General features: G+C 64.3%; 18 protein-coding genes. 4 read left to right on the forward strand and 14 right to left on the reverse strand.

All coding sequences use genetic code 11. The features are described 5' to 3' along the window. Window position 1: 1 nt before the first annotated feature. The 6 genes from BVH01_RS20450 to BVH01_RS20465 all read right to left on the reverse strand — a co-directional run bounded on the left by BVH01_RS20450 (window position 2) and on the right by BVH01_RS20465 (window position 4,161). On the reverse strand, window positions 2-205 hold the full coding sequence (locus tag BVH01_RS20450) for a DUF1656 domain-containing protein (protein WP_075932084.1): 204 nt from the start codon (window positions 203-205) through the stop codon (window positions 2-4). Continuing rightward, window positions 192-2,177, reverse strand: coding sequence for an FUSC family protein (locus tag BVH01_RS20455; RefSeq protein ID WP_075932085.1), 1,986 nt, complete (start codon window positions 2,175-2,177; stop codon window positions 192-194). Before BVH01_RS20455 ends, BVH01_RS20450 begins: the two co-directional genes overlap by 14 nt. A gap of 203 nt (window positions 2,178-2,380) precedes the next feature. Beyond that, complete coding sequence (ccoM, locus tag BVH01_RS25095) at window positions 2,381-2,497, reverse strand: cytochrome c oxidase subunit CcoM (protein WP_305883381.1); 117 nt, start codon at window positions 2,495-2,497, stop codon at window positions 2,381-2,383. Between the two features lie 595 nt (window positions 2,498-3,092). Next, window positions 3,093-3,251, reverse strand: coding sequence for a hypothetical protein (locus BVH01_RS24715; protein WP_168177304.1), 159 nt, complete (start codon window positions 3,249-3,251; stop codon window positions 3,093-3,095). Continuing rightward, entirely contained in the window at window positions 3,248-3,865 is a 618-nt protein-coding gene (locus BVH01_RS20460; RefSeq protein WP_075932086.1) for an alpha-ketoglutarate-dependent dioxygenase AlkB, read from the reverse strand. The genes BVH01_RS24715 and BVH01_RS20460 overlap by 4 nt, the downstream gene beginning before the upstream one ends. Further along, window positions 3,865-4,161 carry an aspartate-semialdehyde dehydrogenase gene (locus BVH01_RS20465; protein WP_075932087.1) on the reverse strand — a complete coding sequence of 99 codons (297 nt, stop codon included), beginning with the start codon at window positions 4,159-4,161 and terminating at the stop codon, window positions 3,865-3,867. The genes BVH01_RS20460 and BVH01_RS20465 overlap by 1 nt, the downstream gene beginning before the upstream one ends. A gap of 175 nt (window positions 4,162-4,336) precedes the next feature. On the opposite strand from BVH01_RS20465, the gene rapA reads away from it, so the two are divergent. Then, a complete protein-coding gene (rapA, locus tag BVH01_RS20470) occupies window positions 4,337-7,180 on the forward strand; it encodes an RNA polymerase-associated protein RapA (protein ID WP_075932088.1) in 2,844 nt (947 codons plus the stop codon). A gap of 435 nt (window positions 7,181-7,615) precedes the next feature. Here rapA and BVH01_RS20475 read toward each other — a convergent pair whose 3' ends face one another. Beyond that, complete coding sequence (locus tag BVH01_RS20475; protein ID WP_075932127.1) at window positions 7,616-8,437, reverse strand: aldo/keto reductase; 822 nt, start codon at window positions 8,435-8,437, stop codon at window positions 7,616-7,618. A gap of 170 nt (window positions 8,438-8,607) precedes the next feature. Between BVH01_RS20475 and BVH01_RS20480 the strand changes: the two genes are divergently transcribed. Then, entirely contained in the window at window positions 8,608-11,718 is a 3,111-nt protein-coding gene (locus BVH01_RS20480; RefSeq protein ID WP_075932089.1) for a transglycosylase domain-containing protein, read from the forward strand. Between the two features lie 475 nt (window positions 11,719-12,193). On the opposite strand, the gene BVH01_RS20485 is transcribed toward BVH01_RS20480, so the two are convergent. The 3 genes from BVH01_RS20485 to putA form a co-directional block, all read right to left on the reverse strand. After that, window positions 12,194-12,406, reverse strand: a complete 213-nt coding sequence (locus BVH01_RS20485) for a VF530 family DNA-binding protein (RefSeq protein WP_075932090.1) — start codon at window positions 12,404-12,406, stop codon at window positions 12,194-12,196. Window positions 12,407-12,507: 101 nt separating this feature from the next. Next, window positions 12,508-13,998 (reverse strand): sodium/proline symporter PutP, encoded by a 1,491-nt coding sequence (gene putP / locus BVH01_RS20490; RefSeq protein ID WP_075932091.1) that lies wholly within the window; start codon window positions 13,996-13,998, stop codon window positions 12,508-12,510. A gap of 269 nt (window positions 13,999-14,267) precedes the next feature. Beyond that, complete coding sequence (putA, locus tag BVH01_RS20495) at window positions 14,268-17,444, reverse strand: bifunctional proline dehydrogenase/L-glutamate gamma-semialdehyde dehydrogenase PutA (protein WP_075932092.1); 3,177 nt, start codon at window positions 17,442-17,444, stop codon at window positions 14,268-14,270. Window positions 17,445-17,899: 455 nt separating this feature from the next. Between putA and BVH01_RS20500 the strand changes: the two genes are divergently transcribed. Beyond that, complete coding sequence (locus BVH01_RS20500; protein ID WP_075932093.1) at window positions 17,900-18,811, forward strand: pyridoxal-phosphate dependent enzyme; 912 nt, start codon at window positions 17,900-17,902, stop codon at window positions 18,809-18,811. A gap of 45 nt (window positions 18,812-18,856) precedes the next feature. On the opposite strand, the gene BVH01_RS20505 is transcribed toward BVH01_RS20500, so the two are convergent. From BVH01_RS20505 to dapA, 4 genes are all read right to left on the reverse strand, one after another. After that, complete coding sequence (locus tag BVH01_RS20505) at window positions 18,857-19,453, reverse strand: recombinase family protein (protein WP_075932094.1); 597 nt, start codon at window positions 19,451-19,453, stop codon at window positions 18,857-18,859. A gap of 346 nt (window positions 19,454-19,799) precedes the next feature. Next, window positions 19,800-20,666, reverse strand: coding sequence for a phosphoribosylaminoimidazolesuccinocarboxamide synthase (locus BVH01_RS20510; RefSeq protein ID WP_075932095.1), 867 nt, complete (start codon window positions 20,664-20,666; stop codon window positions 19,800-19,802). Between the two features lie 153 nt (window positions 20,667-20,819). Continuing rightward, window positions 20,820-21,938 carry an outer membrane protein assembly factor BamC gene (bamC, locus tag BVH01_RS20515; RefSeq protein WP_075932096.1) on the reverse strand — a complete coding sequence of 373 codons (1,119 nt, stop codon included), beginning with the start codon at window positions 21,936-21,938 and terminating at the stop codon, window positions 20,820-20,822. Between the two features lie 17 nt (window positions 21,939-21,955). After that, window positions 21,956-22,834: a 4-hydroxy-tetrahydrodipicolinate synthase gene (gene dapA / locus BVH01_RS20520; RefSeq protein ID WP_075932097.1), complete on the reverse strand. Its 879-nt coding sequence runs from the start codon at window positions 22,832-22,834 to the stop codon at window positions 21,956-21,958. A gap of 199 nt (window positions 22,835-23,033) precedes the next feature. On the opposite strand from dapA, the gene BVH01_RS20525 reads away from it, so the two are divergent. Further along, window positions 23,034-23,591, forward strand: coding sequence for a glycine cleavage system protein R (locus tag BVH01_RS20525; protein ID WP_075932098.1), 558 nt, complete (start codon window positions 23,034-23,036; stop codon window positions 23,589-23,591). The last annotated feature ends 7 nt before the right edge of the window (window positions 23,592-23,598 follow it).

Consider the following 23,598-nt stretch of genomic DNA (forward strand, 5'->3'; position numbering starts at 1 on the left):
CTCAAGTCGCCAGGACGGCAATCACCGCCGCCAGGACGCAAACAAACAGGGCGCAGTCGAACAGCGCTTCATGCCAGATCCACTGTGCCAATCCAACGCGCTGCAGCCCCAGGCGGATCACGCCGGTGAGCAGCAGCGCCAATACCGCGTAGGCCGCCATGGGACTCAGCAATACGCCGCCCAGCGACCATTCATGTAAACCCATTAGCCTCTCCTCTGAGCTGGCACCAGTGGCGCCAGCCGTTCTGCAACTGCAACAGCGCCGCTTCGGCGAGGCGCTTGTCGATGCTCGGCGTGCAGGCACGCAGGGCTTGCTGCAACTCGGCCACCGGGGCGTTCAGGTCATCCTCGCGGCCCGGCGCCGGGCCGCGCTCCAGCGCATCGTCGAGGCGCTCCAGAAACCGTCGCTGCGAGCGCGCCAGGCCGGCATCGGCCTTGGCCAGACAGGCGCGCAGGTGCAGCAGCTCGTCACCCAGGTCCAGGCCAGCAACGCCTTCGTCCCAGCGGCTGCGCGCCTGATCCGGACGCGCCGGGTAGTGCCGCGCCAGCTGCAGCAAGCGGTCGGCCATGCGACCACCAAACCAGTTTTCCGCACGGCCCAGGTCACGGCGTGTCAGCCGGCCAAGGTCGACCAGCACGGCATGCACCAAGCGCCGGCCATGCCACACCGGGTTGCGCAACACGATCACGCGAAACGCCATGACCGCCACGGCCACGCCCATGAGCATGCCCGGCGCCTCGTTGAGGAAGAATTCGACGTTGTAGCCAACCCCCGGCGCGGGCAGGCACAGCACGATGAAGTGCAGGCAGAAGGCCGTCGAGGTTGCGGCCACCGCCGGCTTGGCCATACCCAGCACGCCAAAGAACAGTGGTACGCCGAGCACCATGCAGAGCATCACGAAACCGTCGATCTGCGGCATCAGAATCTGCCCGACGAAAAACGCCACCGGCAGCGCGTAGAGAATACCGCGCAAAAACATCATGCCGATCTGCGGCGCCGCCTCCAGTCGCGCGAACAGGCTGCACACCACGCAGGCCAACAGCATGGCGCCGGTGGCGTGGGTCCAGCCGGTGGCCAGCCAGAAGCTCGCCAGGGTCAGAAACGCCAGGGCGCTGCGTGAACCGAACACCAGCGCGCTCTGCCAGTCGTAGTGCCAGGACAACGCCCGCGGCGCATCGGCCGGCGCCCGCCCCCGTTCGACGGCCTGCAGCGCGCGGCTGGCGTCCTCGATACGCATCAGCAGCACGGCCATGCGCTCCAGGCACAGTTGCTGGCCGCCATTGAGTTCATCGTCCGCGGCGGCCTGGCGCAGGCGCTCGATCAACTGGGTTCTGTCCTCGGCATCGTCCTGCAGGCGCTCGTCCACTTCCTGCAGCCAGGGCGCCACGGCCTCGGCCTCGCGGCTGTTCAATTGCCGCCACTGGCGTGCCACGCCACGCGCTAGGCGCAGCACGCCCAGCAGGTCGCGACTGAGCACGCGCAAGGCGATGGCCCGCTGGCGACCGCGCTCGCCTTCGAACCAGGCGTGTTCTCGCTGGGCGTCCACGGCGACGATTCTCGACAGCGCTTCGAGCAGGCCCTTACGCGCCTCCTCCTCGCCGGTCAGCGCCTGGCGTGCGGCCTTGAGGCCGGTCTGCCAGGCATCGCGGGCCTGCTGCGCCAATTGGCGCTCGACCCGCTGCGGCCACAGCAGCGCGCTGCTCAACGTGGCGCAGACGATGCCCAGGCAGATTTCCGTGGAGCGGGCGATGGCTTCATCGAAGACCACCTGAGGTTTGCCGATGGCCGGCAGGCCAATGATCGCCACCGTGTAACCGGCCAGCACGAAGGCGTAAGACCAGGCACTGCGCAACATGGTCGACGCGGCCGTGCACAGGCCCAGCCACAGGGCGAAGGCCAGCACGAAGAGCAGTGGCATCTGCGCGAACAGCGCCATCATCACCACGGCCATGAAGGTGCCGACCAGGGTGCCTAGCAAGCGCGCCAGCCCTTTCTGCACCACCATGCCGGACAGCGGCTGCGCGACGATGAAGGCGGTCATCAGCGCCCATTGCGGCTGTTCCAGCCCCAGACGCAGGGCGAGCCAGAGCGCCAGACCGCCGCCGAGCAGGGTCTTGATCGCGAACTGGAGGGCTTGGGTGCTTGGCGCGACGAACGCCAGCAGGGAATCACGCACGGTGCTTACCTAAAAGGGTCTCAGCTCTGAACATAGCCGTAGCCAAAGGGTTCCGCCTCCGTGCAGAAGGCAAATTATTAGCTAGCTAAGTATATGCTGTCCAGAGGGTCGCGACCTTTAAGTGTTTCCGTGGCTGGAACGGGGAACGAAAAAAAGGGCGACCGAAGTCGCCCCAATGCCTTGCGTGCTCGTAAATCCGGATTTCAGTGCGGTTTTTTCTTGTTCGCATCCTTCCAGACGAAATACGTAAACCCGGCGCCAAACAGAATCATCAGTCCAACGGTGCCGATACCGGCGAGAACCACCACATCTAAGAACATGCTGCCTCCTTGCACCTGCTGCTCGGGTATGGCGCTACGTTAACAGCCACACGCCGCCCGCCATTGACCCAGGTCAACGGCCAAGCACACACGAGCGTCAGCGCCAGACAGCGACTGATCTGCGTCAATTTAGACAGGCTTGGGCAACGCGGACGGATACGCAGCGAAGCCGCGTTGGCGTCTGTTCGCAGTCTTTTATAAGTGCGTAAACAGCAGAAATGGCAGGTGGGCAGAGCGCGTTATGGGTAGGAGAGGCTTTAACCACGAGCTATTTTTAGGAGCAAGAGGCTCACGGCCAAAACGGAGCGCGGCCCGCCCCTGCTACAAGATCGTGACCGAATCGCAGGCTCCTAGAGCCTGTTCAAAGTCTTATCTGCGTATGAAGAGGCAACTACAAGGCAGGAGCAGACACTCAAACCAACCTGTGGGAGCCCCGACCTCGGGGCGAAACGATTGCAGCCTGACTGCCTATTTCGGCGGTGCCTGAGCGATTCGCCGCGAGGTCGCGGCTCCCACAATGGATCGGATAACGGCCGCTACCGCCACTTAGCCGCCAAAGTCGCCGAACCTGGGCTTAAAGATCATGAACAGGTTCTTAGCGTTTCTTCGGCTTGTTCTTGGACTTCTTGCCCTTGGGCAGCGGCAGGGCCTGTTCGAAGGCATTGCGCATCTCTTCGAGCTTCTTGTCGCGCAGGTCGTGGATGCGTTTGTCGCGCTCGGCGGCGAAGTCGATCAGTTTCACATCATTGCTCATAGCGGCGTCCGGATCAGACGAAACGTCAGGTTCAGTCGGGGGGCACAAGGCTTGCGCGTCTTGGCCACCTGGTGCTGCCAATGATGCTGCGTCTGGCCGCCCATGACCAGTAGCGAACCATGGGCGAGTTGCAGCGAATGCTCGATGCGCGTGGCGCCCTTGCGGCGCAGGTCGAAGCGCCGCTCGCCGCCCAGGCTCAACGACGCCACCAGCGGCTCGAGGCCCAGTTCACGCTCGTCGTCGCTGTGCCAGCCCATGGAGTCCTGGCCATCGCGATAGTAGTTGAGCAGCACGCCATTGAGCGGCTGGCCAAGGCTGTCGACCAGGCGCTGGCGAATCTCGGCCAGCAGTGGCGTCCAGGGCAGCGGCTGATGGGTCATGCCGGAATAGCGGTAACTGGCTTCGCGATCCCCATACCAGGCCAGCAGGCGCGGCACCGGATGATGACGGCCGAACAGCAGCACCTCGGGTTGCTGCCAGGGCGTCTGTTCGACCAGCCGCCGCAGCCAGTCATCGGCCGTCACGGCGTCGAGCCAGTGGGGCTGATAGGTGAGCTCGGCATCGGCAAGCTGCAGCGCGCCGCCGTCGAACAAGCCACCCTGAGCGCCGGGCATCAAACCTCCACGTCCACCCAGAGGCCTTGGCGCGGAAGCTGGTCGATGGCCGGCTCATCCGCCTCGTCGATTTCACCCTCGGCCAGCTCGGCCGCCGTGTAGCCACGTCGCTGCCGACGGCGCTGCTCTTCGCGCAAGCGCTCTTCCACCTCCTGGGGGTGGCGCTTGTCGAGCCCGACCGCATCCTCCTGAGCCGCCTCGGCGGTCGGCGTCACCGGCGCGATGTCCGGACGCGGCTTGACCACGTCCTGCTGGGCGGTGACGGGAATCAGGCTGTGAGGAATCGGCGGCAGCATGGATGACCTCTCTTTGCAGCGTTATCGGCCATACGGCGGGCGACTTTATGGCTGCGTTACTACACTGTCTGACCGGACGCGTGTCGGTAAGTGCCAAAACAGGCGTGATGCGCCTTTGGTCAAGCCTGGCACTGCGGTAACATAGCCGGCTTTTTCACAGGTGGAGACAGGCAGCATGGCGGAGTATCAACCGGGGCAACGCTGGATCAGCGACAGCGAAGCGGAACTGGGCTTGGGCACCATCCTGATGCAGGATGGCCGCATGCTCACCGTGCTCTACCCTGCCACCGGCGAAACCCGTCAGTACGCGGCCCGCAATGCGCCGCTGACCCGCGTGCGCTTCTCGCCGGGCGACGAGATCACCCATTTCGAAGGCTGGAAGCTGACCGTGCGCGAAGTCGACGACGTCGATGGCCTGCTGGTCTATCACGGCCTCGATGGCAAGAACCAGGCCGTCACCCTGCCGGAAACCCAGCTGTCCAACTTCATCCAGTTCCGCCTGGCCAGCGACCGCCTGTTCGCCGGGCAGATCGACCCGCTGCCGTGGTTCTCGCTGCGCTACCGCACCCTGGAGTTCACCAGCAAGCAGGTGCAATCCTCGCTGTGGGGCCTGGGCGGTGTGCGTGCACAACCTATCGCTCACCAGCTACACATCGCCCGTGAAGTGGCCGACCGTATCGCCCCACGGGTATTGCTGGCCGACGAAGTGGGCCTGGGCAAAACCATCGAAGCCGGCCTGGTGATCCACCGCCAGTTGCTCTCGGGGCGCGCCAGTCGCGTGCTGATCCTGGTGCCGGAAAACCTGCAGCACCAGTGGCTGGTGGAGATGCGCCGCCGCTTCAATCTGGAAGTCGCCCTGTTCGATGCCGAGCGCTTCATCGAGAGTGACGCCAGCAACCCGTTCGAAGACGCACAACTGGCGCTGGTCGCGCTGGAGTGGCTGTGCGAGGACGAGAAGGCCCAGGACGCGCTGTTCGCTGCGGGATGGGACCTGATGGTGGTCGACGAAGCCCACCATCTGGTCTGGCACCCGGAAAAGGCCAGCCGCGAGTACAGCCTGGTCGAGCAACTGGCCGAAGTGATTCCCGGCGTGCTGCTGCTCACCGCCACCCCGGAGCAACTCGGCCAGGACAGCCACTTCGCGCGCCTGCGCCTGCTCGACCCGAACCGCTTCCATGACCTGGAAGCCTTTCGCGCCGAAAGCGCCAGCTACAAACCGGTGGCCGAGGCGGTACAGGAACTGCTCGACCAGGGCCAGCTCAGCGCCCAGGCCCGTGATGCCATCGGCAGCTTTCTCGGCGATGGCAGCCGCGAATTGCTGGATGCTGCCGACGGCGGCGACACCGACGCCCGCGCCCGCCTGGTACGCGAGCTGCTCGACCGTCATGGCACCGGCCGCCTGCTGTTTCGCAACACCCGCGCCGCGGTACAAGGCTTCCCGGAGCGCGAGCTGCATCCCTACCCGCTGCCGAGCCCGGACGAATACATGGAGCTGCCGCTTGGCGAGCACGCCGAGCTGTACCCGGAAGTCAGCTATCAGGGCCAGGCCGACATCGAGGAAGACCAGCGCTGGTGGCGCTTCGACCCGCGCGTCGAGTGGCTGATCGACACCCTGAAGATGCTCAAGAAGTTCAAGGTGCTGGTGATCTGCGCCCACGCAGAGACCGCCATGGACCTGGAAGACGCCCTGCGCGTGCGCTCCGGCATTCCGGCCACGGTGTTCCACGAGGGCATGAGCATCCTCGAGCGTGACCGCGCCGCTGCCTACTTCGCCGATGAAGAATTCGGTGCTCAGGTGCTGATCTGTTCGGAAATCGGCTCCGAAGGCCGCAACTTCCAGTTCGCCCATCACCTGGTGCTGTTCGACCTGCCGGCCCACCCGGACCTGCTCGAGCAGCGCATCGGTCGCCTCGACCGCATCGGCCAGAAGCACAAGATCCAGTTGCACGTGCCGTACATGGAAAACAGCCCCCAGGAGCGTCTGTTCCAGTGGTACCATCAGGCGCTGAACGCCTTCCTGGCCACCTGCCCGACCGGCAACGCCCTGCAGCACCAGTTCGGCAGCCGCCTGCTGCCGATGCTGGAAAACGCCGACGACGGCCAGTGGCAGACGCTGATCGACGAAGCCACTGCCGAGCGCAAGCGTCTGGAAGGCGATTTGCACGCCGGTCGCGACCGCCTGCTGGAACTCAACTCCGGCGGTGCCGGTGAAGGCGAGGCGCTGGTCGAAGCGATCCTCGAGCAGGACGATCAGTTCGCCCTGCCGATGTACATGGAGCAGCTGTTCGACGCCTTCGGCATCGACAGTGAAGACCATTCCGACAACGCCCTGATCCTGCGCCCCAGCGAGAAGATGCTCGATGCCAGCTTCCCGCTCGGCAACGACGAAGGCGTGACCATCACCTACGACCGTGATCTGGCCCTGTCCCGCGAAGACATGCAGTTCCTCACCTGGGAACACCCCATGGTGCAAGGCGGCATGGACCTGGTGCGCTCCGGTTCGATGGGCAACACCTCGGTGGCGCTGATCAAGAACAAGGCGCTCAAGCCCGGCACCGTGCTGCTGGAGCTGCTGTACGTCAGCGAAGTGGTAGCGCCACGCAAGCTGCAGCTCGGCCGCTACCTGCCGCCCGCTGCGCTGCGCTGCCTGCTCGACGGCAACGGCAACGACCTGGCATCGAAGGTCTCCTTCGATACCCTCAACGACCAGCTCGAAGCCGTGCCGCGCGCCAGCGCCAACAAGTTCGTGCAGGCCCAGCGCGATGCACTGACGCCGAAGATCGCCGCTGGCGAAGCCAAGATCTCGCCGCGCCATGTCGAGCGCGTCACCGAAGCCAAACGCCGCCTGGCTGCCGAGCTGGACGAAGAACTGGCCCGCCTGACCGCTCTGCAGGCGGTCAACCCGAGCGTACGTGACAGCGAACTGGATGCCTTGCGCGAGCAGCGCGAACAGGGCTTAGCCATGCTCGACAAGGCCGCTCTGCGCCTGGAAGCCATTCGGGTGCTGGTCGCGGGTTGAGGTCTCGCCGCACCTCCAGTGCTGGCTGTGTCATTCGCCGCGGGTCGCGGCTCCTACAGAATCGCGTGTGTCAGCAATCTGTGGGAGCCCCGACCTCGGGGCGAATCGATGATGGCCGGCGCGCGATCTGGACACCCGATCCTTCGATGGATCGCAGCCGCACCTCCAGTGCGGGCTGCGCCATTCGCCGCGGGTCGCGGCTCCTACAGGATCGTGCGTACTGGAGACCTGTGGGAGCCCCGTCCTCGGGGCGAATCGATGATGGCCAGCACGCGATCTGGACGCCCCATCCATCGATTGATCGCAGCCGCACCTCCAGTGCTGGCTGCGCCATTCGCCGCGGGTTGCGACGCCTAAAGGATCGCGTGTGTCAGCGATCTGTGGGAGCCCCGACCTCGGGGCGAATCGATCGCGGCATTCACGCCCCATCGCCCCTTACACCATCTGCAATCGCTGCTTGCGCGTCGGCGCCGGGTAGGCGCTGTCGATCGCCTGAAGATCGGCGGCGCTGAGCTGCAGCTCGGCGGCTGCGGCGTTTTCGGCCAGGTGCCGGGGATCGCTGGCCTTGGGAATCACCAGTACGTTGGGTTGACGTAACGCCCAGGCCAGAGCGACCTGGGCAGTGGTCGCACCATGCTGCTGCGCCACCTGCTGCAGCGCGGCGTCCGCCAGCAGTGCACCGCCCTGCCCCAGCGGGCAGTAGGCCATCAGCGGCATGTTCTGGCGCTGTTGCCACGGCAGCAGGTCGAACTCCACGCCCCGCGCCTCGGGGTTGTAGAGCACCTGGTTGGTCACGCAGGCCGGCTCGCCGAGCTCCTGCAGATCATCCAGATCGAAATTGGAAACGCCCCAGCGGCCGATCTTGCCCTGCTCACATAGGCGCTCGAAGGCCTCGACCGTTTCGTCCAGCGGGTACCGGCCGCGCCAGTGCAGCAGATAGAGGTCGATATGTTCGGTGCCCAGGCGCCTGAGGCTACGCTCGCACGCCGCCGCCACGCCATTGCGGCTGGCATTGTGCGGATAGACCTTGCTGACCAGAAAGACCTGATCAAGCTTGCCGGAAATAGCCTCGCCGACAACCTCTTCGGCTCCGCCTTCGCCATACATTTCGGCAGTGTCGATCAGCCGCAGGCCGCGCTCGACGCCTTCACGCAGCGCGGCGACTTCGCCTTTGCGCCGATCACGGTTTTCGCCCATACGCCAGGTGCCCTGGCCTATCACCGGTACCTGAGTGCCGGCCAATTCGAGTGTGCGCATCATGCTTCCTCCTGGTGATTGCATCCTGACCGGCTGGTATGGCTCAGGTTCAGGCCAACGACGCGGGGCTAGGTTTATGTAAAGACAGGATTTTTTTGACCGATCGGTCGGACAGCGCGTCGCTCAGCGGCTACGCTGTGAAGGAAAGGACAAGCCAGGGCCAGTTAACCATGGGCGCACTATGGCGATCCGACTCCGCACCGCCTGTACGCGAACACAAGGTCGCTACCGCGGTGCCGCGCAACCCCCAGCCCCGCAAGCACCCTGTGCGCTGGGTGGTCGGCTCGACGCTGTTGCTCGGGCTGGTCGGAGCGAGTGGATTGCTGATCTACGAACTGCGCACCGCCCATTTCCAGTCCAGCGAACTGAGCCGCTACGCCGCCACGCTCACCTATGAAATCGAAGACGGCCCCAGTGACGCCATCGTCTATCCCGATAGCGGCCCCTTCGATCAACGCCAGGGCTACAGCCGCCTGCCGACCTTCATCGAACGCCTGCAGGGCCGCGGTTTCGAGGTACTGCAGCAAGCCCGTTTCTCGGCTGCACTGACCAATTACACCGAGCACGGTTTCTTCCCGCCCTTCGCCGAGAAGGCGCAAACCGGTGTGAACATCGAGGATTGCCGCGGCACACCCTTCTACACCGTGCGTAACCCACGCCAGCGCTACACCGACTTCACCGCCATTCCACCGCTGGTGGTCGGCAGCCTGCTGTTCATCGAGGACCGCCAGTTGCTTGCTGCCGAGCCGGCCGAAGCCAACCCGGCGGTGGACTGGCCGCGCTTCGTGAAAGCGGCGCTATCCCAGGTCGGCAAGTACGTCGGTATGCAGGATCAGTCCGCCGGTGGCAGCACCCTGGCCACCCAGCTGGAGAAGTACCGCCACTCCCCGGACGGCATTACCCATGCGCCGGCCGAGAAACTGCGCCAGATGATCTCCGCCAGCGTACGCGCCTACCAGGGCGGCCCGCAGACACTCGTGGCCAGGCAGAACATCGTGCGCGACTACCTCAACAGCGTGCCGCTCTCGGCCGCCCCCGGCCATGGTGAGGTGCACGGCCTGGCCGATGGCCTGCGCATCTGGTTCGGCGTGGATTTCGTCACCACCAACCGTCTGCTCGACGCCGAGCAGGCCAGCGATGCCAACCTGGCCGAGCGGGGCCTGGCGCTGCGCCAGGTGCTATCGCTGATGATCGCCCAGCGCCGGCCCTCGTATTACCTCGCCCAGGGCCGTGCAGAACTGGCCGCGCTGGTCGACAGCCATCTGCGTCTGTTGGCCGACGGTGGCGTGCTGGACAGCAAACTGCGCGACGTGGCCCTGGCCCAGCAGGTGACTTACCGCGACTGGCAGACCGATCCCAACCTGCAGCGCATCGACAGCGACAAGGGCATCAGCATGGCGCGGGCACGATTGGCCGGCCTGCTCAATCTGTCCTACTACGAACTCGACCGCCTCGACCTGGAAGCCCGCGCCAGCCTCAACTCGGACCTGCAGCAACAGGTCAGCCTATACCTCGAACAGCTTGCCGACCCCGCCTTCGCCGAAGGCGTCGGCCTGTTCGGCGATCGCCTGCTGTCGCCCAGCAAGACCGGCGACGTGCGCTACAGCTTCACCCTGTTCGAGCGCACGCCCAATGGCAACCAGGTACGCGTGCAGACCGACAACACCCACCAGCCCTTCGATATCAACGAGAGCAGCAAGCTGGAGCTGGGCTCCACCGCCAAGCTGCGGGTCATGGCGACCTATCTGGAAGTGATCGCCGAACTGCATGGCCGGCTGGCGGGTATGAGCCCGGCGCAACTGAGCGGGCAGGACGTGGCCGATCAGGATCTGCTCAGCCGCTGGGCCATCGACTACCTGCAGGCGAACCCGGGTGCCGACCTGGCCGGCATTCTCGACGCCGCGCTGGAGCGCCGTTACTCGGCGAACCCCGGTGAGCGCTTCTTCACCGGCGGCGGCCTGCATACCTTCGGCAACTTCCGCCGTGAGGACGATGGCAGGCGCCCCACCCTGCGCGAATCGCTGCGTGAATCGATCAACCTGCCTTTCGTACGCCTGATGCGCGATCTGGTGCGCTACAGCACCTACCAGGCACCGAGCAACAGCGCTGCCCTGCTCAAGGACGATAAAGATCCACGGCGCCAGGAATACCTGAGCCGTTTCGCCGACCGCGAGGGCACCACCTTTCTGCTGCGCTTCTGGCGCAAGTACCAGGGGCAATCGGCCCAGGAGCGCCTGGACACCTTCATCGGCGGCCTGCGCCTGACCGATACGCGCCTGGCGGCCGTGCACCGCTACCTGATGCCGGAGGTCGATCAGGCCACCTTCGCCAACTTCATCCGTGCTCACTTGCCCGGCACGCGAATCAGTGACAAACGTATCGACGAGCTTTATCGGCGCTACGGCCCCGGCGCCTTCAGCCTGCCGGACCAAGGCTATATCGCCCGCGTGCACCCGCTGGAGCTTTGGCTGCTGGCCTACCTGATCGACCATCCCCAGGCCGCCTTCAATGACGCGGTGACCGCCAGCGCCGAGCAGCGCCAGGAGGTCTACGGCTGGCTGTTCAAGAGCCGCCACAAGAGCGCCCGCGACAGTCGCATTCGCATCATGCTGGAGGTCGAGGCGTTTCTGGATATTCACCAGCGCTGGCAGAACCTGGGCTACCCGTTCGAGTACCTGGTGCCGTCCCTGGCCACCGCTCTGGGCAGCTCGGGTGATCGCCCTGCGGCCCTGGCCGAGCTGATCGGCATAATCCAGAACGACGGCATCCGCTTGCCCACGGTACGCATCGACAGCCTGCATTTCGCCAGCGGCACGCCCTACGACACACGCCTGGGGCACGTGCCCGAAGCGGGCAAGCGGGTGATGGCCCCGGAGGTCGCCGCGGCGCTGCGCGAAGCCCTGTCACAGGTGGTGGATGGCGGTACCGCGCGGCGCTTGCAGGGCACTTTCACCCTGGCCGACGGCAGCCCGTTGACCCTGGGCGGCAAGACCGGCACCGGCGATAACCGCATGACCAGCGTCGGCCGCGCAGGCCAGGTGATCAGCTCACGGGTGCAGAACCGTACTGCCACCTTCGTGTTCTTTCTCGGGCCGGACCACTTCGGCACCCTAACGGCCTTCGTGCCAGGCCGCGCCGCAGAGAATTTCCGCTTCACCTCGGCACTGCCGGTGCAGGTGCTCAAGGGCATGCAGCCGATTCTGGCGCCCTACCTGCAGACCGGCACCCGCACGCAATGCGCGCCGCCACCGCAGCAGCAAACGGCGCAGGTGGTTCGCTAGAGGCGGCTGCGATTCAAGCTGTCGCTACATGGCACGAGCAGCAGGTCGACCGCTTTGGCTTTCTGGTGCTCCTCGTGCCGCAAAATTAGCAGACGATACCAATCGCCCCTTCAGGAGGCCGAACGAAATCGTTGTGGAGAGGGTTGAGCGGCATGGATGCCGCGAGAGCCGCGATGGGCCAGGGATGGCCCTTCGCGGCGTGCCCTCGGAGCAATGATGGAGCGAGGGAACCCCAGCGAAGCTGGGGCCGGATGTCGGGGCTAGACTTTTTGGTTTCTTTTGGGGCGATGCCAAAAGAAACCCGCTCGTCAGAGCGGAACCGAACGCATGAACAACGCGATAACGCTGGTAAACCACAGCTCATGTATAGCGTGTAGAACGTAAAGAGCTCGCGGCTAAAGCCCCTCCTACCAGATAAACTCTGCTTACCGTCGGCTGCGGCCTTGCTCGCGCCTTTCCCTATCGCCAGCGAACCCTAGCGCTTCTGCCTCAGATACAACGCCTCCACCTTCTCCCGCGCCCAGGGCGTTTTGCGCAGGAAAGTCAGGCTCGACTTGATGCTTGGGTCGCTCTTGAAGCAGCGAATGTCGATGCGCTGGGCCAGGCCTTCCCAGCCGAATTGCTCGACCAGTTCGGTCAGTATGGCTTGCAGGGTGATGCCGTGCAGCGGGTCTTTGGATGAGGTCATGGCGAGTTCCTGATGGCTGGGCCGCAAGCTTACCAGCAGGCACCAATGAAAAGGCCCGGACAGAGTCCGGGCCTTCGTTCGACGAAACTACGCAAGCGCGATCAGATGTGCGCGTCCTGGTATTCCTTCTCGGCTTCGTCGAAGCGCTTGACCATCGCTGGCGAGGCCGGGCGACCGATCTTGCTGAACACGACGATGGCCAGGGTGGCGAGGATGAAGCCCGGGATGATCTCGTACAGACCCAGACCGATGAACTCCTTCCAGATGACCACGGTGAACGCACCGACCACCATGCCGGCCAGGGCGCCGTTACGGGTCATGCCCTTCCACACCAGCGACAGGATCACCACCGGGCCGAAGGCCGCGCCGAAACCAGCCCAGGCGTAGGACACCAGGCCCAGCACCTTGCTTTCCGGGTTGTAGGCAATGGCGATGGCGACGATGGCGATCAGCAGCACCATCAGGCGGCCGACCCAGACCAGTTCTGTCTGGCTGGCGCCTTTGCGCAGGAAGGCCTTGTAGAAGTCTTCGGTCAGGGCGCTGGAGCACACCAGCAGCTGGCAGCTCAGGGTGCTCATTACCGCCGCCAGGATGCCCGACAACACGATACCGGCGATCCATGGGTTGAAGAGGATCTTGGTCAGTTCGATGAACACGCGTTCGCCGTTCTCACTGACCGGGCCAGCCAGGTCGGGGTTATTGGCGAAGTAGGCGATGCCGAAGAAGCCGGCCGCCACGGCACCTGCCAGGCACAGGATCATCCAGATCATACCGATACGGCGCGCCGCCGGAATCGACTTGACCGAATCGGCCGCCATGAAGCGCACCAGGATGTGCGGCTGGCCGAAATAGCCCAGGCCCCAGCCCAGCAGCGACACGATGGCGATGAAGGACAGGCCGCGGAACATGTCGAAGTTGGCCGGATTGGCCTGCTCGATGGTGGTCATCGCCGCATCGAAGTCGCCCAGGGCAAGAATCACGAACACCGGGGTGATCAGCAGCGCGAAGATCATCATGGTGGCCTGCACGGTGTCGGTCCAGCTCACCGCCAGGAAGCCGCCTACGAACACGTAGAGAATGGTGGCCGCTGCGCCAACCCACAGTGCGGACTCGTAGCTCATGCCAAAGGTGGATTCGAACAGGCGCGCACCGGCTACCACGCCCGAGGCGCAGTAGATGGTGAAGAACACCAGAATCACCAGCGCCGAGAAGATACGCAGCACCTTGCTGTTGTCTTCGAAACGGTGGGTGAAATAGTCCGGCAGGGTCAGGGCGTTGTTGTTGTGCTCGGTGTGCACGCGCAAACGACCGGCGACGAACAGCCAGTTCAGCCAGGCACCGATGATCAGGCCGATGGCAATCCAGCTTTCCGAGATACCGGCGATGAAGATGGCGCCCGGCAGGCCCATCAGCAGCCAGCCGCTCATGTCCGAGGCACCGGCGGACAGCGCCGTCACGAAGCTACCGAGGCTACGACCGCCGAGGATGTAGTCGGAGAAGTTCTTGGTCGCACGGTAGGCAACGAATCCGATCAGCACCATGGCCAGGATGTAGACCACGAAGGTGACCAGCATGGGAGTACTTGCAGTCATTGGGGAAAGCCCCTCTCGTTTGTTTTTATTCAAACCGGGGATTAGCCGGTCCAGTTGGCACATCACGACCAGGCTCTGTACGAAAAGTACCTGCGCTCGGAGACTTTTCGGACAGACCCTAAGGTCGTGCTCCAGGTACGCCACTCTCATGGCGGCGTTACCGATTCAGGGCGTTAGCCCCAATAGGGCACCTCTGAAAACTCAGTGGTTTTTCGAGGTTTCCAATAGCAAAACGGGCAGAAATCTCATCGATTCCCACCCGTTGTCTGTTACTCGTCGCCCAGCGACAGCAATGAGGCGTTTCCGCCCACCGCCGTGGTGTTCACCGAGGTGGTGCGCTCGTTGACGAAGCGCAACAAGTAGCTCGGGCCGCCGGCCTTCGGGCCGGTGCCGGACAGGCCGCAACCGCCGAACGGCTGCACGCCGACCACCGCACCGATCTGGTTGCGGTTCACGTACAGGTTGCCGACACGCGCCAGGGCTTCGATGCGGGCGGCAGTTTCCTCGTTTCGGCTGTGAATGCCAAGGGTCAATCCGTAACCGGTGGCGTTGATGGCTGCCACGACCTTCTCCAGATCGCCAGCGTCGTAGCGCACCACGTGCAGCACCGGGCCGAACTGTTCTTTCTTCAGTTCGTGAATGCCGCCGATCTCGAAGGCCACCGGCGCGACGAAATAACCGTTCAGGTCGCCTGCCACCGCAGCCTCGGCGATCAGCTTACCCTCACCTTTCAGCTGGTCGATATGCACCAGCAGGCCTTCGCGGGCCTCGGCATCGATCACCGGGCCGATGTCGTTCTCACGCAGGTGGGTCGGGCCGATCTTCAGTTCGGCCATGGCGCCCTTGAGCAGGTCGATCACGCGGTCGGCGATATCGCGCTGCACGTACAGCACGCGCAGGGCCGAGCAACGCTGGCCGGCGCTGGTGAAGGCCGAGCCGACGGCATCCTTGACCACCTGCTCGGGCAGTGCGGTGGAGTCGACGATCATCGCGTTCTGGCCGCCGGTCTCGGCGATCAGGGTGGCGATCATGCCGTCCTTCTCGGCCAGTTGGCGGTTGATGATCCGCGCCGTATCGGTGGAGCCGGTGAAGCACACGCCGGCCACGCGCGGGTCGCGGCAGAACACGCCGCCCAGGGTGGCACCGTCGCCCGGCAGAAAGGCGATAACGTCCTTCGGCAAGCCAGCTTCGAACATCAGTTCCAGGGCACGGGCAGCGATCAGGCTGGTCTGCTCGGCCGGCTTGGCCAGCACCACGTTGCCGGCCACCAGAGCAGCAGTGATCTGACCGAGGTAGATGGCCAGCGGGAAGTTCCAAGGGCTCACGCAAACGAAAATGCCGCGGCCTTCATGGAACAGCTCATTGCGCTCGCCGGTCGGGCCCTTGAGTTCTTCGCGACCCAGTTTCAGGCGCGCCTGCTGGGCGTAGTAACGGCAGAAGTCGACTGCCTCGCGCACCTCGTCGATGCCGTCCTGCATCGACTTGCCGGCTTCCACGGTGCACAGCGCCATCAACTCGGCACGGTGTTTTTCCAGCAGGTCGGCCAGGCGCTCGAGCACGCTGGCACGGGCGTCGATGGTGGTGGCATTCCAGTTCGGCCAGGCAGCGCTCAGGCCATCCAGCGCCTGGGCGGCCTGGGCGGCGGTGGCGAACTGGGCGGTGCCGACCACCTTGTTCAGATCATACGGGCAGCGAACCTCCTGAGCGGTGCCGCTCAGGGTCTGGCCATTGATCACCGGCGCCGCCTGCCACTGGCGATCCAACTGCGGACGGTAGGCGTTTTCGAGTTCGGTCAGCGATGTCTGGATGTTCATGTTGATGCCTTGGGAGTTTTTCCGTGTGGCCCCGTACAGCGCAGGCGGCAGCGGGATTTTGTTATTGGCGAGGCTGGCGAACTTGCGCAGCTGGGTGACCGGGTGATCGATCAGCGACTCGACCGGTACGCTCGGGTCGACCAACTGGTGCACGAACGACGAGTTGGCACCGTTCTCCAGCAGGCGTCGCACCAGATACGGCAGCAGATCCTTGTGGGCGCCGACCGGGGCGTAGATGCGTACGGTCTTGCGGTGCTTCTCCAGCACCGTGTCGTACAGCGCGTCGCCCATGCCGTGTAGGCGCTGGAACTCGAACTCGCGCGGCGACGCCTGCTCGGCGGCCATGGCCAGGATGCAACTGACGGTATGGGCGTTGTGGCTGGCGAACTGCGGGTAGATGACGCCGCGAGTGAAATCGCTGAGCAGATAGCGCGCGCAGGCCAGATATGAGGTGTCGGTGCCCTCCTTGCGGGTGAACACCGGGTAGCCGTCGAGGCCCCACACCTGGCACTGCTTGATCTCGCTGTCCCAGTAGGCGCCCTTGACCAGACGCAACGGCATTTTCTCGCCCAACTCGCGGCCCAGCAGGGTCAGCCACACCAGCACCGGCAGGCAGCGCTTGGAGTACGCCTGGATCACCAGGCCGAACTCGCCCCAGCCGGCGATGGCCGGATCGCGCAGCAGCTTTTCGTAAAGCTCCAGGGACAGTTCGAGGCGATCCGCCTCTTCGGCGTCCACCGAGATGCCGACGTTGAGCTTGCGCGCGCGGATGGCCAGCTCGCGCACGTTGGCGAACAGCTCGCTGAGCACGCGCTCGCGCTGGGCCGTTTCATAACGCGGGTGTAGCGCAGAGAGCTTGATCGAGATCGACGGCTTCGGGCCGGGGCCGACCTGGGGCTCGGCGCCGACGGTGTCGATGGCCTTGCGGTAGTCGGCCATGTATTTCTCGGCGTCTTCGGCGGTCAGGGCCGCTTCGCCAAGCATGTCGAAGGAATAGGTGTAGCCCTTTTCGCGTTCCGGGCGACCGTTCTTCAGCGCCTCGCTGATGGTGCGACCGAGCACGAACTGCTTGCCCATCAGCTTCATGGCCTGGTTCATCGCCGCGCGAATCACCGGCTCGCCGGAACGCTGGATAAGGCGGCCGAGCACCTTCTTCGGGCGCCCGTCGGCAGCGTGCGGATCGACCACCTTGCCGGTCATCACCAGGCCCCAGGCCGCGAAGTTGACCAGCACGTTGTCGCTCTTGCCCAAGTGCCGTTCCCACTCGGCGGCGCTGAGCTTGTCGCGAATCAGCGCATCGGCGGTGCTGGCATCCGGCACGCGCAACAGCGCCTCGGCCAGGCACATCAGCATCAGGCCTTCCTGGGTATCCAGGCTGTACTGGCGCAGCAGTGCATCGAGGGTGTCGACCGCATTGTCGCGGCCGCGCACGTCCTGAATCAGGCTACGCGCCTGCTGACGGATGCCCTCGATGCCGGCGGCACCGGGATCGGCGAGCTTGAGCAGCTCCTCCAAGTACGCCGTCTCGTCGACGTTGTAGTTGGCACTGATGGCGGGAAAGAAATCGGCGGCTTTGGCGGCGGATATCTGCGCGAGAAACTCCGGCTGCAAGACCTGGCTGGCTTTGAACATCACGCCCATCCTCTTGTAGGGATTATCTATGGGGTACCCCTGCTTTGGGTCTAGCCCAGATACGAGGATCTGGCGATCACAGGCTTGCAGAAGCGGATGGCGGAATTTAGAGGCAGAACGATGACGGCTTCTTGCGGAAAGCTCTGGAGTTTTTGCAGAAAACTCCGAATAGCCCGTCAGCCCAGGGCTGACGGAGCGACACGGCTGTTTGCGGAAGAGATGAGAAGTGACGCCAGGACTCTCGTGGCCGCTGTCGAAGTGAACCTGCCCAGCTTATCCCTCTGCAGATGAGCAAGTATTCTTGTCGCCACTTCCTGTCGACGCGTTATCGTGTCGGCCTTGAAAAATCCTGGAAAAACGCAGGCCCGCGCTCGACGAACGAGGCGAGAATCCAGCTGTAAGTATCACATCCGCAGGCCATGAACCGAGTTAAGCCATTACACGGAGTTGAAAGCATGTCGCTGAGCATCAAGACCCCTCTTCTGGAATCGCTGCCCCTGAGTAACCGTGTCGGTACCAAGGTGTGGATGAAGATGGAGGCCATGCAACCAGGCGGGTCCTTCAAGATTCGCGGCGTTGGCTTCGCCTGTGAGCAACACCATGCAAGGGGTGCCGAGCGCTTCATTTCGTCCTCGGGCGGCAATGCCGGGCTCGCCGTCGCCTATGCCGGGCGTCGCCTGGGTGTACCGGTTATCGTGGTCGTTCCGCAGACGAGTTCGGAGCGCGCACGAACCCTGCTCAAGCTGGAAGGGGCTGAAGTGATCGTTCACGGCGAGTCCTGGTTCGAGGCCAACGAGCTTGCGCGTTCCTTGCAGACGGCAGCTGACGCCTTTATCCATCCCTTCGACGATCCGCTTCTGTGGACCGGTCATGCATCGATGATCGATGAGGTCGTCGCCGATGGCCTACGCCCGGATGCCGTTGTGCTCTCTGTCGGCGGTGGCGGCCTCCTGGCCGGCGTCGATGAAGGCTTGCGTCGCAATGGCCTCGTCAATGTGCCGATCTATGCGGTCGAGACACAGGGAACCGCATCGCTGCAGGCCTCCATCAGCGCAGGCCAGCTCGTGGAGATCCCGGCGGTTTCCGGGGTCGCGACCTCCCTTGCAGCGCGTCAGGTTTGCCGAAGAGCCTTCGAAGTGTCAGAAGAGCGGCCCGTGATACCTGTTCAGGTCTCGGATCGAGAGGCCGTGGAGGCTTGCCTGGCCTACCTGAACGATCACCGCACCCTGGTCGAGCCAGCCTGTGGCGCAGCCCTGGCAGTGCTGTATGGAAGCAAGACTTCCCTGGCTGAGTTGAACAACGTACTGGTCATCGTATGCGGTGGCTCCACCGCGACCATCGAGTCGCTGCTCGCCTTGCGAGGCTGATGCCCGACTTATAGGCACATGCGCGAGTGGATAGCGTTCTTGGGGTTACTGCTTCTCCACCCGCCGCAGCGCGCGATAAAGCGTGGAGCGATGCACGTTGAGCGCCTTGGCCGCTTGATCGACCGACTGGCCTTCCTGATCGATCAGCCGTTTCGCCTCGTCGATCTGCTCGTTGGTCAGCGTCGGCTTGGCGCCGAATTTCACGCCGCGCGCCTTGGCCGCCTCACGGCCGTCCTTGGTTCGCTCGAGAATCAGAGAGCGCTCGAATTCGACGATGCCGGCGAAGACTGCCAGCACGGCCAGGCCATTCTCGGTAGTGGTGTCCGCCCAGGGTTCGGACAGGCTGCGCAGGCCTGCGCCACTGATATGAATGCGCTCGGCGATTTCCAGCAGCTCCCGGGTGCTACGCGCCAGGCGATCGAGCTTGGTGACGGTGAGCACGTCGCCAGGGCCCAGTTCGCTGAGCAGGCGGGTCAGTTCCGGGCGGTTGCGCCAGTTGTTCTTGGTCTGCTCGGACACCAGCCGGGTACAACCCGCCAGTTCCAGGCCGAACAGCTGGCTGAGCAGATTGGGGGTCTCACTGGCGCGCGCGTAGCCGAGATAACGGGGACCGCTTTCCTGGTCCGACTCCAACTGGCTCATCGCTCGGCGGCTCCCATCGAGGCTTCAGTGCGAGTCTGGGAAACGGTGAAAAACATGTGCGGATGCAAGGGAAAGAACTGGCGAGAGAAGGCTGGAATCATGCGGCGTGTGCTCTGCGCTGGCGGCCCGACCAGCACGGAAATGAACCTGCCTTGCCGCAACTGCGGTGGCACCCACGCACTAACCTACACCAAGCGCCACGGCGAGAAAAGGCTGCGACGCGGCCCTCGCGAACGCCAAACTCGCAAGCTGCAGGAGGCACCAGCTGGATTGGGCTTGCGGGTGAGCAAAACGCAAACGCCGCCGCTCCCTTTCGGCAACGGCGGCGTCTGCGTTGAACGCGTGATCAGGCGGTGAGCCGGGTCAGCGCTTCGCGGTACTTGTCGGCGGTCTTCTGGGCGACATCGGCCGGTACGGCCGGGGCCGGCGGCTCCTTGTTCCAGCCGGTGGACTCCAGCCAGTTGCGCACGAACTGCTTGTCGAAACTCGGCGGGTTGGTGCCTTCGGCGTAGCTGTCGGCAGGCCAGAAGCGGCTGGAATCAGGCGTCAGCACCTCGTCCATCAAGGTCAGGGTGCCGTCTTCGTCGAGGCCGAATTCGAATTTGGTGTCGGCGATGATGATGCCGCGGGTGGCGGCGTATTCCACCGCTGCCTTGTACAGGGCGATGGAGGTGTCACGCACCTTGGCAGCCAGCTCGGCACCGATGATCGTTTCGCACTGGGCGAAGCTGATGTTCTCGTCATGGTCGCCCACGGCGGCCTTGGTCGACGGAGTGAAGATCGGCTCGGGCAGCTTGGCCGCTTCCTTCAGGCCGACCGGCAGCGCGATGCCGCACACGGTGCCGCTCTTCTGGTATTCCTTCCAGCCGGAGCCGACGATGTAGCCGCGCACGATGGCTTCCACGGCGACCGGTTTCAAGCGTTTGGCGACCACGGCGCGACCCTGGACAAGCGGCAGTTCGGCAGCCGGCACCACGTCTTCGACGCGATCACCGGTGAAGTGGTTGGGCACCACGTGGGCGAGCTTGTCGAACCAGAAATTGGAGATGGCGGTGAGGATCTTGCCCTTGTCCGGAATCGGCTGCTCGAGGATCACGTCGAAGGCCGACAGGCGATCAGTGGCGACCATCAGCATGCGCTTGTCGTCGATCTCGTAAAGGTCGCGGACTTTGCCCGAATAGATCTTTTTCAGGCTCAGGGAAGGTGTGGTCATGTCGAGATCCGCCTCGTCGCGTGAATGTCGCACCGCACGGCGTCGAACGGACGCGCCACGGCTTAAGGGTCGACAGGGAAACGCCCTGCCTGTGAAAACAAAAGGCGAAACCCCATGGGGTTTCGCCTATCGCCAACCGCGTGCCAGGAATGCCTAGCCGAGGTTCTCCTGGATCATGTCCAGCACGCGGCGGGCCACGTCGGCCGGCGCCACGGTGTTGATGTCCTTCTCGACGGTCACCTGCACGGTGTCGCCTACGGCGGTCAGGCGTACCTGATAGCGCTCGGCGCGTGCCTCGATGGCGTCCTTGTCTTCCGAACCGCCGAACATGCGCTTGAAGAAGCCAGGCTTCTCGTTGCTGCGCTGCGGGCCTTCGGCGAGGTTGACGTAGTACACGCCCAGCGTGCGGTTGATGTCGTCGACGCGCAGGTCGGCCATGCGCAGCGAACGGCCGACACCAGACCAGGCGCGGTCGAAGTCGGTGCTCAGGTTGAGGATCGGGTTACCGTTGCCATCCTGCGACAGCGCTACGCGGTTCGGCGCATCGAAGTCGCGGCCGGCCAGCAGCGAAACCGAACCGCCCTGCTCCGTGCTGCGAGTCAGGCTCGCCTGCAGTTCGTCGAGCAGTGCGGCGTCCAGGGTCTTGTTGACGCTGCGTTCGGTGAACGGCACGTCGGTATTGCTACCTGCCGGGCGCTGCGCGGTAACCACGAAGATTTCGCTGGTATTGCGCTGCACGCCAGGCTCGAGGCGTACGTGCACGCGGGTTTCGGTGTTGCCGTCCAGGCCACCGACGCGGCCGGTCAGGCGGCTCTGCATGCTGCTGGACAGCGCGTCGAAGCGCTGCCAGTCGGTGCTGAATTCACCGGTCTGCGGGCGCTCGTCGACGATGCGGAAGCCGCCGTCTTCGAAGAACTGACGAGCACCTGGCCATACTTCGGCCGGCACGCGCTGGGCGACCAGCCAGCTGGAGTCGCCGCTGTTCTGCAGGCTGAACTCGCTGACGTTGTCGCTGACGGCCAGCGCCTGCGGGCGCGGCACTTCGTATTCGCCCTTGGCCTCGCTGTCGCGAATCTGCTGGGGAACCGGCAGCAACGGGTCGAGGCGCTTGGCTTCGACGTCGGCGGGCAGTTGCATCGGCGCGGTCTGCCGCGCGCTCAGGTAATCACTGCCGCGGTCGCGGAAGTAGCCATTTTCACCCCAGATCCAGCCACAGCCACTGGTGCTGGTGATGATCAGGGCAAGTGCGGAAAGTCCGGCCAGTCGCTTCATGCGTCGTAGTTCCTCGATTAGACCAATACACCGGACTGGCGCAGGGCCTGACGCAGCGGTTCGTGACAACGGGGGCTCAACCAGGTCAGCGGCAAGCGAATGCCGTCGGCCATCATGCCCATTTCATTCAGGGCCCACTTCACCGGAATCGGATTGGCTTCGATGAACAGGTTCTTGTGCAGGGGCATCAGGCGGTCGTTGATGGCGCGGGCGATCGCCGCTTCACCACGCATGGCAGCCGTGCACATGTCGCTCATGGCACGCGGCGCCACGTTGGCGGTCACCGAGATGTTGCCCTTGCCACCGAGCAGGATCAACTCGACAGCGGTCGGGTCGTCGCCGGAGTACAGGCTGAAGTTCGAGCCCACGCGGTCGAGGATGTCACGGGCACGCTGCAGGTCGCCGGTGGCTTCCTTGATGCCGATGATGTTGTCGACCTTGGCCAGCCGCTCGACGGTTTCCGGCAGCATGTCGCAGGCGGTACGGCCCGGCACGTTGTAGAGAATCTGCGGGATGGCCACGGCTTCGGCGATATGGCGGAAGTGCAGGTACAGGCCTTCCTGGGTCGGCCGATTGTAGTACGGGGTGACCAGCAGGCAAGCATCGGCGCCGGCGGTCTTGGCATTCTGGGTCAGCTCGACCGCTTCGCGGGTGGAGTTGGCGCCGGTGCCGGCAATGACCGGAATGCGCCCGGCGACCTGATCCACCACGCGGCGGATGACTTCGATGTGCTCGTTGACATCGAGCGTCGCCGACTCGCCGGTAGTGCCGACCGCGACGATGGCATGGGTGCCCTCTTGCAGGTGGAAGTCCACCAGTTTGCTCAGGGCCTCCCAGTCGAGATTACCCTGCGCATCCATGGGCGTGACCAGTGCCACCATACTGCCCGCAATCATGCAACCGCTCCTGCCGAAAAAGAGAGCCGTAATGGTACTGGCGCCACCAGCCTTGCACAAGCGACCAGGTGGCTGTGATTACTGGCATTACGCGCGCCCGACCCCATCAGGTCATTCCCCTGGCGAGCGCTTTTCGCTACCCTGCGAGTTTGTTTGGCGCTGTTTATAGCGCCGGGCGTCCAACGTTTAGGAAGGCTGCATGTCCACCCCCCCAGTTCGCGAACAATTCCTCGTCATCAGTGCGCTCGGCAGCAACGCCATGGAGCTGACCAATGTGCTGTGCCGGGCCAGCCATGAAAACCGCTGCGCGGTCATCAGCACGCGCCTGAGCCGTCACGGCGAACTCAGCGCGCTGGTGTTGCAGCTCTCTGGCAACTGGGACGCCCTGGCGCGACTGGAAGCCGGCCTGCCCGCCCTGGCCAAGAAGCACGAGTTCACCGCCAACGTGATCCGCAGCGCCGCCCAGGAAGTGCGTCCCCAGGCGCTGCCCTACGTGGCTTACGTCAGTTCGGTGTACCGCCCGGACATCCTCAACGAACTGTGCCAGTTCTTCATCGACCATCGCGTCGAGCTCGAAGCGCTGACCTGCGACACCTACCAGGCGCCACAGACCGGCGGCACCATGCTCAACGCCACGCTGACCGTCACCCTGCCAGCCGGCACCCAGATCAGCTGGTTGCGCGACCAGTTCCTGGACTTCGCCGACGCGCTGAACCTGGATGCCCTGATCGAACCCTGGCGCCCCCAGAATCCTTAAGGAGCCC

The organism is Pseudomonas sp. PA1(2017), from assembly GCF_001945375.1.
GTDB lineage: Bacteria > Pseudomonadota > Gammaproteobacteria > Pseudomonadales > Pseudomonadaceae > Aquipseudomonas.

Bases quoted from the DNA above. Each gene is read 5' to 3' on its own strand.
- BVH01_RS20500 (WP_075932093.1), top strand. From the start codon at position 17,900: ATGTCGCTGAGCATCAAGACCCCTCTTCTGGAATCGCTGCCCCTGAGT.
- BVH01_RS20450 (WP_075932084.1), bottom strand. From the start codon at position 205: ATGGGTTTACATGAATGGTCGCTGGGCGGCGTATTGCTGAGTCCCATG.
- BVH01_RS20525 (WP_075932098.1), top strand. From the start codon at position 23,034: ATGTCCACCCCCCCAGTTCGCGAACAATTCCTCGTCATCAGTGCGCTC.
- bamC (WP_075932096.1), bottom strand. From the start codon at position 21,938: ATGAAGCGACTGGCCGGACTTTCCGCACTTGCCCTGATCATCACCAGC.
- BVH01_RS20505 (WP_075932094.1), bottom strand. From the start codon at position 19,453: ATGAGCCAGTTGGAGTCGGACCAGGAAAGCGGTCCCCGTTATCTCGGC.
- rapA (WP_075932088.1), top strand. From the start codon at position 4,337: ATGGCGGAGTATCAACCGGGGCAACGCTGGATCAGCGACAGCGAAGCG.
- dapA (WP_075932097.1), bottom strand. From the start codon at position 22,834: ATGATTGCGGGCAGTATGGTGGCACTGGTCACGCCCATGGATGCGCAG.
- BVH01_RS20460 (WP_075932086.1), bottom strand. From the start codon at position 3,865: ATGCCCGGCGCTCAGGGTGGCTTGTTCGACGGCGGCGCGCTGCAGCTT.
- BVH01_RS24715 (WP_168177304.1), bottom strand. From the start codon at position 3,251: ATGAGCAATGATGTGAAACTGATCGACTTCGCCGCCGAGCGCGACAAA.
- putP (WP_075932091.1), bottom strand. From the start codon at position 13,998: ATGACTGCAAGTACTCCCATGCTGGTCACCTTCGTGGTCTACATCCTG.
- BVH01_RS20510 (WP_075932095.1), bottom strand. From the start codon at position 20,666: ATGACCACACCTTCCCTGAGCCTGAAAAAGATCTATTCGGGCAAAGTC.
- BVH01_RS20480 (WP_075932089.1), top strand. From the start codon at position 8,608: ATGGGCGCACTATGGCGATCCGACTCCGCACCGCCTGTACGCGAACAC.
- ccoM (WP_305883381.1), bottom strand. From the start codon at position 2,497: ATGTTCTTAGATGTGGTGGTTCTCGCCGGTATCGGCACCGTTGGACTG.
- BVH01_RS20485 (WP_075932090.1), bottom strand. From the start codon at position 12,406: ATGACCTCATCCAAAGACCCGCTGCACGGCATCACCCTGCAAGCCATA.
- BVH01_RS20475 (WP_075932127.1), bottom strand. From the start codon at position 8,437: ATGCGCACACTCGAATTGGCCGGCACTCAGGTACCGGTGATAGGCCAG.
- putA (WP_075932092.1), bottom strand. From the start codon at position 17,444: ATGTTCAAAGCCAGCCAGGTCTTGCAGCCGGAGTTTCTCGCGCAGATA.
- BVH01_RS20465 (WP_075932087.1), bottom strand. From the start codon at position 4,161: ATGCTGCCGCCGATTCCTCACAGCCTGATTCCCGTCACCGCCCAGCAG.